We start from the raw sequence: 10,607 nt of genomic DNA on the forward strand, positions 1-10,607 counted from the left end.
TTACAGTGTGACACATCATGGCAAATCGTCACGCTGCAGCGATCGTCGCCTCCGGCGCCGCGTCAGACACGGCCCGGCCCGACAGTCACGAGGCCGAGCCCGAGACCGCACCGGCCCTCGACGCCAGCGCGCACCGCATCCTCGACGCCGCCGCCGAGCTGCTCGCGACGCGCGGCACGCGCGGCGTGACCGTCGCAGAGATCGCGCGCACCGCATCCGTCAGCCGCCCGACCGTCTACCGCCGCTGGCCCGACGCCGACGCGATCGTGCGGGCCGCGCAGCTGCGCGCGGTCACGCAGATCATCGACGACCTCGGCGCCGCACCGACGACGCGCGACGAGATCGTGCGCGACGTGCTGCGATTCTCGGCGAGCTTCCGCAGCCACCCGGTGTTCGCACGGCTGCTCGAGCACGAGCCCGAGTCGTTCTCGCGCTACGCGCTGCAGCGCATCGGCGCGAGCCAGCGGGTCTTGCTGCACTGGGTCGCGGCCGCGATCACCACGGCGCAGCAGGGCGGCAGCGTGCGCCGGGGATCCCCCAGCGACATCGCGGTGATGCTGCTGCTGATCGCGCAGGCGGCGATCCTGTCGCACGGGATCGTCACCTCGCTCATCGACGAGCAGCAGTGGCAGGCAGAGCTGCGGCACGCCCTCGAGGGGCACCTGTCGCCGTGACGGACGCGAGCGGCTCCCCCGCGCTCAGCGCCGCACGGCGGCGGCGCGAGCTCGATGCGCTCGCGAGCGGCGGCGCCGTCGACCTGCTCGTCATCGGGGGCGGCGTCACGGGTGCCGGCGTCGCGCTCGATGCCGCCGCACGCGGCCTGCGGGTCGTGCTCGTCGAGGCGCACGACCTCGCCTTCGGCACCAGCCGCTGGAGCTCGAAGCTCGTGCACGGCGGCCTGCGCTACCTCGCGAGCGGCGACGTGGCGGTCGCACGCGAGAGCGCGATCGAGCGCCACGTGCTGATGACGCGCACCGCGCCGCACCTGGTGCGCCCGCTGCCGCAGCTGCTGCCCCTGGTGCCGTCGGTCACCGCGCGCCAGGCAGTGATCACCGGCACCGGGTTCGCCGTCGGCGACGGCCTCCGCCTACTCGCCCGCACGCCGAGCGCGACGCTGCCGCGCCCGCGCCGCATCAGCCGTGACCAGGTGCTGCGGCTCTCGCCCGCGACCAGGCGCGATGGCCTGCGCGGGGGCCTGCTCGCCTACGACGGGCAGCTCGTCGACGACGCCAGGCTCGTGGTCGCGCTCGCGCGCACGGCCGCCGCGTTCGGCGCGACCATCCTCACGCGCATGCGCGCGCGGTCGGCGGATGCGACGGGTGCGGTGCTCGAGGACGCCCTGGGCGGCGGCACCCTGCGCCTCGACGCACGGGCGGTCGTCAACGCGGCGGGCGTGTGGGCGGGCGAGTTCGACGAGAGCATCCACCTGCGCCCGAGCCGCGGCACCCACATCGTGCTCGACGCCGCAGCGCTGGGCGATCCGACCGCGGCGCTGACGGTGCCGCATCCGGGCTCGGTCAGCCGCTTCGTCTTCGCGCTGCCGCAGCAGCTCGGGCGAGTGGTCGTCGGGCTCACCGACGAGGACGCGCCTGGCCGCGTGCCCGACGTGCCCGAGCCGACCGAGCGCGAGATCGCGTTCCTGCTGCAGACCCTCTCGAGCGCCCTCGAGCTGCCCCTCGAGCGTGCCGACGTGCTGGGCGCGTTCGCGGGCCTCCGCCCGCTCATCGACGCCGGGCCGGGCTCGACCGCCGACATCTCCCGCCGGCACCACGTCGCCGCGTCGCCCAGCGGCGTCGTGACCGTGCTCGGCGGCAAGCTCACCACCTATCGCGCGATGGCGCAGCAGGCCGTCGACCTGGCCGTGCGGCGCGCGGGGCTCGACGCCGGCCCGAGCCGCACGCGCGCGCTTCCGCTCGTCGGCGCTCCCGGCTCTCCGGTGCGCATCCCGACCGGCACGGGGGCGGATGCGGCGCTGCCGGTCTCGCTCACGGCCAGGTTCGGGAGCGAGGCCGGCCGGGTGCTCGCGAGCGCGTCCTGCGTCGACCCTGCGGCTCCCATCGCGGCTGGCATCGACGTCACGCGCGCCGAGATCGCCTTCGCGGTCACAGACGAGGGCGCGCTCGACGCCGACGACGTGCTCGAGCGGCGCACGCGCATCGGGCTCGTCGGCGCCGACCGCGATCGCGCCGCCGCGGCGGTGGCCGAGCTGGTCGCCGAGACCTTGGCCCGCGCGGCCTGACGGCTCGACCGGCACGCGGGCGCGGATCGAGCGTGGGACATCAGACGCACCCTGTCACAATCGACGCATGCCCCGCACACTCAGGCTCAACGATGGCGGCAGCATGCCCGCGCTCGGCTTCGGGCTCTACAAGGTGCCGCTGGAGGAGACCGAGCGTGTGGTGGCCGCCGGCCTCGAGGCCGGCTACCGGCTGATCGACGGCGCGGAGTTCTACGGCAACGAGCGCGAGGTCGGCGCCGCGATCTCGCGGGCGGAGGACGTGGGCATAGCCCGCGACGAGCTGACGCTGACGAGCAAGTTCTGGGGCGACCCCGAGCAGACCCCCGAGGCGGCGCGAGCCGCGTTCGAGGCGACCGAGCTGGCGCTCGGCACCCACGTCGACGTCTACATGATCCACTGGCCGCGCCCGGCCAGGAACCGCTTCGTCGACGTCTGGCGCACGCTCATCGAGCTGCAGGCAGCAGGCCGCGTGCGCTCCATCGGCGTCAGCAACTTCACCGCCGAGCACCTGCAGCGACTCATCGACGAGACCGGCGTCACCCCCGCGATCAACCAGGTCGAGTCGCACCCGTGGCTGCCGCAGCACGAGCTGCGCGCCTTCCACGAGCGGCACGGCATCATCACCCAGGCCTGGAGCCCGCTCGGCCGCGCCCGCGTGCTCGACGACCCGAGCATCCGCAGCATCGCCGAAGGCCACGGCGTCTCCCCCGCCCAGGTGATCATCCGGTGGCACCTGCAGCTCGGTGGCGCCCTCATCCCCAAGTCGACGCATCCGCATCGCCTGCGCGAGAACCTCGACATCGACGGGTTCACCCTCAGCGACGACGAGATGGCGCAGATCGCCGGCCTCGAGACCGGCGAGCGCACCGGCACCCATCCAGATGACCGTCAGTGACGGCAGAGCAGCGAGCACCGTGAGCGACCCCGCCCACATCGACAGCCTCAACCTTCCCCACGCGCACGCCGTCACGTGGGGCGTCGCCGCGCTGCCCCACCGCGGCCCCAAGCGCGAGCTCAGCACCGAACGCATCGTCGAGGCAGCGATCGAGCTCGCCGACGCCGACGGGCTCGACGCGGTCAGCATGGGCAAGGTCGCGGCCAGCCTGGGCGCCGCCCCCATGAGCCTCTACCGCTACGTGACCGGCAAGGACGACCTGCTGCTGCTCATGTTCGACACGGCGAGCGAGGTGACGGTGCCGGGCATCGGCAGCACGTGGCGCGAGCGGCTGCGCGAGTGGGCGATGTTCGTGCGCACCACCTACGACGCGCACCCGTGGCTCGCCGACCTGCCGCCGTCGTCGACCCCGACGACGCCCAACCGGCTCGCGATCATCGAGGCCGGCTTGGCCGCGCTCGAGGGCGTGCGCATGCCGGATCGCGCCAAGTTGCCGACGCTGCTGCTGCTGCTCGGCTACATCGGTCTCTATGCAAAGGCCTCGAGCAATGCCGCGGTCGACGACGCCGTGCGCCGTGCACTGCCGGAGCTCGTGACCGACGAGCGGTTCCCGCTGCTGGCGCCGGCCGTGCGCGCCGGTGTGTTCGAGCCAGCCGACACCGATGCCGATGTGGGCTTCAGCTTCGGCCTCAGCCGGCTGCTCGACGGCATCGACCGCTGGCTCGAGCGCAACGAGGAGGATGACCCCTTCGTCGCGATGCCCGTCGCGATCGCGAACGACAAGCAGGTGCGCGAGGCGGCGAAGGTCGTCGAGAAGGCCCGCACCGAGCTGCGGCAGGCCGAAGCGAAGGCGGCGGATGCGGTGGCAAAGGTCGTCGACCGGCTGCGGGCCGCAGAGGCCAGGGCCGAGGCCGTGGCCGAGCGGGAGGCCGCGAAGGCGGCGCTGAAGGCGGCCAAAGCAGAGGCGAAGGCCCGCAAGTAGCCACCCCGCCTTGACTCCGACGCGACGTCGGAGTGTGTGCTCGAAGCATGAACCTCGTCGCGCTCGCCTATCTCGGCTCTCACTTCCTCTCACTGCTCGGCAACGGCATCGCCGCGGTCGCGCTGCCGCTCATCGTGCTGCAGATCACCGGCAGCCCCCTCAGCATGGGCGTGATCTCCGCCTCGACCGCCGTGCCCGCGGTGCTCATCGGGCTCCTCGCCGGCTTCGTGCTCGACCGCTGGAACCGACGCAACATCTCCGTCGCATCCGACCTCATCTCGGCCGCATCCGTCGCTGCCCTGCCCGTGGTCGACATGCTGTGGGGCCTCGAGCTCTGGTGGTTCGTAGCGCTCGGCATCCTCGGGTCGTTCGGGGATGTGCCGGGTGGCACCGCGCGGGAGGTGCTCGTCGCGGCCGTGGTGCGGCGCAGCGGCGTCTCGCTCGAGCGGCTCGTGGGCGTGCGGCAGACGCTGACCTCGGCGGCGCTGGTCGTCGGGCCCGCGCTCACGGGCACGCTCGTCGCGCTGGTCGGGCCGAGCGCCGTCTTCTTCATCACCGCCGGCACGTCGGCGGCAGCTGCCCTGCTCACGCTCGTGATCCCGCGGGAGGCGGGCCGGGTGCCGAAGAGCGACGCGCTGGCCGAGACGCCGTGGCGGCAGGTGATCGGCGGCTTCTCCGTGCTGCGGCACAGCCGCTTCCTGGTGGCGACGATCGTGCTGATCGTGGGCCTCACGACCGTCGGCGGTGGGCTGCAGGGGCTCGTGCTGCCGCTGCACTTCTCGATGATCGCGCGGCCCGAGCTGCTCGGGCTCGTGCTCACCTCGATGGCGGGCGGCATGCTGGCCGGCGCGCTGCTGTTCTCGGCGATCAGCACCCGCCTCTCGCGTCGGGCCTGGCTGACCATGGGCTTCGCGGCGCTCACCGTGGGCTACCTCGCGCTCTCGACGCTCGCCTCGCTGCCGGTCATCTTCATCAGCGCCGGCCTGGTGGGCGTGAGCAACGCGTTGCTGGGCGCCGTGCTCGGTGTGCTGCAGGTCGAGAAGACTCCCGAGCGCGCCCGCGGTCGAGTGCTCGCGCTGCAGAACACGGCGCTGCAGCTCGCCGCGCCGCTGGGCATCGGCGGCGCCGGCATCGTCGCCGAGCTGAGCTCTCCGGTGGTGGCCGGGCTGGCGGTCTCGGCTGTGTGGGTGCTGGCGCTGCTCAGCGTCCTCGCAACGAGGTCGTTGCATGATCTGGAGCGTGACGAGGCAGCCTGAGATGCGCAGCAACGAGCTCGCGGCACTCGCCGGCGTCAGCATCCGCACGCTTCGGCACTACCACCAGATCGGTCTGCTCGAGGAGCCAGAGCGCTCGGTCAACCGCTACCGCAAGTACACCGTCCACCACCTCGCCAAGGTGCTGCGCATCGGCAAGTTCACCGAGCTGGGCATCCCGCTGTCTGAGGTGCAGCGCGTCATCGACGACCCGGTCGCCGCAGCCGAGCTGCTCGAGGGCATCGACGCACAGGCCGCGGTCGAGATCGACCGGCTCGCGCGCCGCCGCCAGCGGATCGCAGCGCTCAGCAGCGGGGGCGCGCTGCCTGACACCCCCGACGCGCTCATCCCCTTCGCCTCGCTGTTCGTGCGGCACGCCTCCACACGCGAGAGCCGGTACGAGAGCGAGCAGCTGGCGCTCGTCGCGCACCTCAGCGGCGACCCGAGCCTGCCGTGGCTGGTCGCGGGATCCGCGAAGCTGGCGGCAGCGAGCCAGCGCTACCTGCCGCTCGTCGAGCGCTTCGCCCGCATAGCGCCCGACGCCGGGCCGACCGAGACCGCGTCGCTGGTCGACGAGATGGTGGAGGTGCTGGCCTCGGCGATCGATGTCGCCGCCATCCCTGCGCTGAGCCGCCAGGCCACCGAGCTGCTGCTGGCACACCAGCGAGCACACCTGAACGATGCGCAGCACTCGATCATGGAGCGCGCGATCGCGCGGCTCGATGCCGACTCCTCAACCGACGGCGAGGCGGGGTGAACGAGGCGCGCCGCCGCACCTGACGCCCAACTCCCCGAAAAGGTTGGGCTGTGCTTCCACGAGTTGCACCGCACGCTGGAAGCATGACCCGCAGACTCCTCTCGATGGCCGGCATCGTCATCGCCGGCACCGTCCTCCTCACCGGCTGCGGCGCCATGGGCGCCGGCAATGTCGCATACGAGCCCAGCATGGGCTCCTACCCCGATTCGGGCGGCGCAGAGTCGCAGCAGGACGAGAGCGCCGGCGACGGCGACATGGGCGCATCCGGCGGTGAGCCCGGGCAGGTGGCCGCCGACGAGGATCGCGCCGTCATCGTCACCGGCAGCGTCGCGATGCGCGCGGGCGATCCCTTGCAGGTGGCGGATGCCGTGACGGACGCCACCGAGGCACGCGGCGGCACCATCGACCGCAGGGCCGAGGGCGCCTCGACCGACTTCGAGCCGGCCTGGGCCACGCTCACGGTGCGGGTGCCGGCGGTCGAGGTCGACGGCATGCTCGATGCGCTGCGCGGCCTCGGGGAGGTCACGACGCTCGACCTAGGCGAGGAGGTCGTCACCAACCAGGTGCGCGATCTGGAGGTGCGCGTGAACGCCTCCCGCGCATCCGTCGAGCGCCTGACCGAGCTGCTCACGACCGCCGCCGACACCGAGACGCTGCTCGAGGTCGAGGCGCAGCTGACACAGCGCACCTCCGAGCTCGAGAGCCTGCTCTCGCAGCAGCGCGCGCTCGAGGAGCAGGTGGCGATGTCGACCCTCGAGGTGCAGATCCGCTCGACGACGGTGGAGGGCCCGACGGGCACGCCCAGCTTCTGGGACGGCCTCGTGAACGGCTGGAACGGCTTCCTCGCCTGGGGCGCCACGTTCCTCTTCGGCTTCGGCCAGGCGATCCCCGCGCTCGTGATCCTCGCGGTCGTCGGCCTCATCGCGTGGCTCGTCATCCGACGCATCGTGAAGCGGATGCCGGCGCGCACGACGCCGGTCGAGGGCTCAGCGGTCGTCAACCCGGTGGTCGCTGCGGAGAGCGAGCGCCCCTGAGCCTGAGGCCCCCAACGCAGCGAGTGCCCGCGCACTTGGGCGCACCATCTGGGGTACACGGATGGGGTACATTTCTGGCATGCAGCACGAACCTCCGAGGCCCCCTGCCTACAGCAGCGCCGACATCGCAGCGATCCTCGCCGACCTCCAGGCCACCGTGAACGAGGCCACCAGCCTCCACGCATGGGCAGAGACCTCCGCCGTCCCCCTCGACCGCATCGTCGCGGGGGCCGACCTCACCTACCTCCGCCTCCGCGCGCACGACACAGAGGGTTCACCCATCGTGCTGATGCTGCGCGAGCAGCGCTGGCAGCGCGCGATCTGACCGAGGGAAGCCGACCCCGACGCGACCCTCTACCAAAGGTTGAAGCTTCGGGGTACACTCAACGCGGTCCCCCCAGCCCGAACCGTCACGAGGTCTCGCTTGCGTCGCCGCTCCCTCATCATCGCTGTCACCGCCGCTCTCGGCGTCATCGCAGCAGCCGTCGTCGCGCCCGTGACGCCATCCGCCGCTGCCGATGACCTCGCTGAGGTGCAGGAGGCCCACTTCGCCGTGATCGACCAGATCGCGTCGTGGGATGCCCTGACGCCGGTGCCGCGGCTCGGCCAGATCGAGGGCGACCCGGTCGCCGGCACGATCGACATCGGATGGGTCGGGGCCGTGCCGAGCGAGGTGCGCGCGATCGCGGACGCCGCGGCCACGGAGGGCATCGACGTCACCTTCGTGCCGCAGGAGTCGAGCGAGCAGGAGCTGCTCGAGGTCGCCTACGGGCTGGCTGCATCCATGCCCAGCGACGGCGCCTTCGCGATCGGGATCGGTGCTGACACGCTCTCGGTCGAGGTGCCGACGGCAGAGGTCGCCGAGTCCGTCGGCTCCGAGCACATCGCGCTCGAGGGCGAGGTGCTCGACGTCATCGACGATGCCGAGCAGGCCGCCGCCGAGTTCGGCGCGCAGGTGACGGTCGAGGAGACCGACTCGGCCCCGGTCAACGCCGCGAACACCCAGCTGCAGGCAGGCACGGCGCTCGAGGCCGCATCCGCGGCCAACCTCTCCGCCGGCCGCACCAACGACACGAGCGTGCTCTCGGGCGGCATGCGCGTCGAGACGCAGTGGGCGAGCGGCGGCTGGGTCAGCTGCACCTCGGGCTTCACCGGCACCTTCGGGCACCGCCCGCTCATCGTCACCGCCGCGCACTGCAGCGACTACGCCGACGGCCGCGCGGTGCGCAATGCCGCCGACACCCGCATCGGCACGAGCGATCTCGTGCGAGAGCTCAACGACGGCGCCCGCCCCTACGACCTGGGCGTCATCGCTGCCTCCTACGACGCCCGCACGCTCCCCCGCATCTACACGAACGAGACCTCGACGGTCAACATCACCCGCTCGCAGAACACCTGGCCGCCGGCCGGCTACCGGCTCTGCTCGTCGGGCCAGGTCACCGGCTGGAAGTGCGACCTGACCGCCGGCGAGGCCTACGTCACCTGCTACAGCACGCCGCGCGGCGCCGAGTGCATGCACGTGCAGATCGTGCGCTCGAGCGGCGCCTCGGCCTTCTGCCTCGGCGACTCGGGCGGCCCGATCGTCAGCCTCCCGACCTCGCAGGGGGCGATCGCCGTCGGCGTGGTCTCCGGCGTGAAGTCGAGGGTGAGCGTGCGCTGCTCGCAGGAGGGGCTCATCGCTCCGATCTCGCAGCTCATGACGGCGGTCGAGGGCCTGCAGCTGCACACGCTCAATCGGCCGTAGCGCGGCCTGCTCAGCGCTGCGGCCCGTTCATCTCTGCGGCACCAGCATCTTGAGTGCGCCCGGCAGCACCGAGATCGTGCTCGCGCCGCGGCCGAGCGGCTCGCCGTCGGCGTAGGCGACGAGGCCCGGCGCATCGACCGACACTCTCGCCGCGCGCGTCGCGGTCGCTTGCGGCCGCTCGAGGTGGCGGCCGGCGAGCAGCAGCCGGAACAGTCGTACGAGCCGAGCGCGGCCAAGCGCGACGACGTGCGTCCTGTCGAGCTGCCCGTCGTCGGCCTCGCTGCGCGGGCAGATGGGCATGCTGCCGCCGTAGCTCGGGGTGTTGCCGATCGCGATGAACGTGCCGGGCATCGTCCGCGGCTCGCCATCGTCGATCGTCACCCGGAACGGCAGTGGCTGCAGCCTCGCGAACTCGAACAGCAGCGCCAGGTAGTTGCGGGGCGGCCGCGCGACCAGCGCAGCCGGTTGGTGCGCTCGCTCACGCGCGCGTCAAAACCGAGCGCAGCGACGGTGAGGCAGTGCCGCACGCCCGCCTGCGCCTCGATGCGGCCAACGTCGATGCGGCGGGGCACGCCTGTCAGCGCGAGCTTCGCTGCCTCGGCGGCGTTGGATGCGTCGGTCTGCATCCCGAGTGCGTGCGCCAGGTCGTTGCCGGCACCGGCGGGCACCAGCCCGATCGGCACGGGCGAGCCGGGCTGCGCTGCCGAGCCAGCCAGAGCGGGTGAGGCGGGCTGCACTGCCGAGCCAGCCAGAGCGGGTGAGGCGGGCTGAGCGGCAGGGCCCAGCAGCACCTCGAGCAGGGTCGAGAGGGTGCATTCGCCGCCCACCACGCCCAGCGCATCCGGCCGGCTCGCGATCGCCTCGGCGGCCAGCGCCTGCGAGTGGGCGACGTCGGTGCCGACGAGGGCGACCGCGTCGGCACCGAACGCCCCGACGTGGGATTGACGAGCCCGGCGAGGCGCTTGCCCTCCCCCGGGCGTGCGCCACCGGCCTCAGGCATGCGCGGCGCCCTCCCGCAGCAGCACGCCGAGGTTGAGGGTGCCGGCAGGGTCGAACTCGGTCTTCACGGCGCGCAGCAAACGCATGCCGACCTCGCCGATCTCCTGCTCGAGCCACAACGGGTGGTCGCGGCTGATGGCGTGATGGTGCGTGATGGTGCCGCCGCCGAGGATGAGGGTGTCGTGCACCTGCGACTTCACCCCACCCCACTGCGCGAGCTGGTCGCCGCGCAGTCCGGCCTCGATCGTGAAGTAGAGCGCGGCGCCTGTCGGGTAGATGGGCGAGGTGTCGCAGAGCACGAGCGACTTCGCGCCGTACGCGGGAAGCCCGGCGGTGATCGCCTCGGTGACGGCGCGCCTGAGCGATGCCAGGTTGCTCCAGGTGGTCGAAGTCTCGAGTGTCTCGCAGAAGACGCCGTGGTCGAGCAGCGCCTCGCGCAGGTAGGGCGCGTTGAAGCGGCCGTGCGCACAGTCGAGCGCGGGCTGCTCGCCGATGCGCGAGCCGCCGACCGCCACGAGTACGGCGGCCGTGCACTCACGGCGCTCGGCGGCCAGCCCTGGTTCGCCCTCGAGGAGCGGGGGCTGCTGCACGAGTAGGTGACAGTTTCGGTTAGGCCGCAAGGGCCAGGTTCTTGGTCATGATGGTCTCGTACTCGACGGGCGTCAAACGGCCAAGGCGTGGCTGCCGGCGGCGTCGGTGGTAGG

General features: G+C 72.5%; 11 protein-coding genes and 1 pseudogene. 9 read left to right on the forward strand and 3 right to left on the reverse strand.

The window, feature by feature from the left end; all coding sequences use genetic code 11:
* The first annotated feature begins 17 nt into the window (after nucleotides 1-17).
* From MKD51_RS13220 to MKD51_RS13260, 9 genes are all read left to right on the forward strand, one after another.
* The gene (locus tag MKD51_RS13220; protein WP_240240762.1) at nucleotides 18-674 is read left to right on the forward strand and encodes a TetR/AcrR family transcriptional regulator; all 657 of its coding nucleotides are present in this window, start codon (nucleotides 18-20) and stop codon (nucleotides 672-674) included.
* Complete coding sequence (locus tag MKD51_RS13225; RefSeq protein ID WP_240240763.1) at nucleotides 671-2,239, forward strand: glycerol-3-phosphate dehydrogenase/oxidase; 1,569 nt, start codon at nucleotides 671-673, stop codon at nucleotides 2,237-2,239. The genes MKD51_RS13220 and MKD51_RS13225 overlap by 4 nt, the downstream gene beginning before the upstream one ends.
* Nucleotides 2,240-2,306: 67 nt before the next feature.
* The gene (locus tag MKD51_RS13230) at nucleotides 2,307-3,134 is read left to right on the forward strand and encodes an aldo/keto reductase (RefSeq protein ID WP_240240764.1); all 828 of its coding nucleotides are present in this window, start codon (nucleotides 2,307-2,309) and stop codon (nucleotides 3,132-3,134) included.
* Nucleotides 3,135-3,153: 19 nt separating this feature from the next.
* On the forward strand, nucleotides 3,154-4,116 hold the full coding sequence (locus MKD51_RS13235) for a TetR/AcrR family transcriptional regulator (protein ID WP_240240765.1): 963 nt from the start codon (nucleotides 3,154-3,156) through the stop codon (nucleotides 4,114-4,116).
* A gap of 47 nt (nucleotides 4,117-4,163) precedes the next feature.
* A complete protein-coding gene (locus tag MKD51_RS13240) occupies nucleotides 4,164-5,372 on the forward strand; it encodes an MFS transporter (protein ID WP_240240766.1) in 1,209 nt (402 codons plus the stop codon).
* Entirely contained in the window at nucleotides 5,356-6,126 is a 771-nt protein-coding gene (locus tag MKD51_RS13245) for a MerR family transcriptional regulator (RefSeq protein WP_240240767.1), read from the forward strand. Before MKD51_RS13240 ends, MKD51_RS13245 begins: the two co-directional genes overlap by 17 nt.
* Before the next feature lie 83 nt (nucleotides 6,127-6,209).
* Nucleotides 6,210-7,160 (forward strand): DUF4349 domain-containing protein, encoded by a 951-nt coding sequence (locus tag MKD51_RS13250; protein ID WP_240240768.1) that lies wholly within the window; start codon nucleotides 6,210-6,212, stop codon nucleotides 7,158-7,160.
* A 79-nt stretch (nucleotides 7,161-7,239) separates the two neighbouring features.
* Nucleotides 7,240-7,485, forward strand: coding sequence for a hypothetical protein (locus MKD51_RS13255; RefSeq protein WP_240240769.1), 246 nt, complete (start codon nucleotides 7,240-7,242; stop codon nucleotides 7,483-7,485).
* 99 nt (nucleotides 7,486-7,584) lie between these two features.
* Complete coding sequence (locus MKD51_RS13260) at nucleotides 7,585-8,904, forward strand: trypsin-like serine protease (RefSeq protein ID WP_240240770.1); 1,320 nt, start codon at nucleotides 7,585-7,587, stop codon at nucleotides 8,902-8,904.
* A gap of 27 nt (nucleotides 8,905-8,931) precedes the next feature.
* Here MKD51_RS13260 and MKD51_RS13265 read toward each other — a convergent pair whose 3' ends face one another.
* The 3 genes and pseudogenes from MKD51_RS13265 to MKD51_RS13275 form a co-directional block, all read right to left on the reverse strand.
* On the reverse strand, nucleotides 8,932-9,360 hold the full coding sequence (locus tag MKD51_RS13265; protein WP_346986726.1) for a hypothetical protein: 429 nt from the start codon (nucleotides 9,358-9,360) through the stop codon (nucleotides 8,932-8,934).
* Nucleotides 9,282-9,794, reverse strand: a pseudogene (locus MKD51_RS13270) (diacylglycerol kinase family protein); the annotation flags it as partial. The pseudogene MKD51_RS13270 and the gene MKD51_RS13265, both read right to left, overlap by 79 nt.
* Nucleotides 9,795-9,896: 102 nt before the next feature.
* Nucleotides 9,897-10,493, reverse strand: a complete 597-nt coding sequence (locus MKD51_RS13275) for an FAD-linked oxidase C-terminal domain-containing protein (RefSeq protein ID WP_240240772.1) — start codon at nucleotides 10,491-10,493, stop codon at nucleotides 9,897-9,899.
* Nucleotides 10,494-10,607: the final 114 nt, after the last annotated feature.

Source organism: Agrococcus sp. ARC_14 (assembly GCF_022436485.1).
Lineage (GTDB): Bacteria > Actinomycetota > Actinomycetes > Actinomycetales > Microbacteriaceae > Agrococcus.

What these genes read in the sequence shown, in the direction of transcription:
- MKD51_RS13220 (WP_240240762.1), top strand. Translation starts at nt 18, where the DNA reads ATGGCAAATCGTCACGCTGCAGCGATCGTCGCCTCCGGCGCCGCGTCA.
- MKD51_RS13230 (WP_240240764.1), top strand. Translation starts at nt 2,307, where the DNA reads ATGCCCCGCACACTCAGGCTCAACGATGGCGGCAGCATGCCCGCGCTC.
- MKD51_RS13240 (WP_240240766.1), top strand. Translation starts at nt 4,164, where the DNA reads ATGAACCTCGTCGCGCTCGCCTATCTCGGCTCTCACTTCCTCTCACTG.
- MKD51_RS13250 (WP_240240768.1), top strand. Translation starts at nt 6,210, where the DNA reads ATGACCCGCAGACTCCTCTCGATGGCCGGCATCGTCATCGCCGGCACC.
- MKD51_RS13255 (WP_240240769.1), top strand. Translation starts at nt 7,240, where the DNA reads ATGCAGCACGAACCTCCGAGGCCCCCTGCCTACAGCAGCGCCGACATC.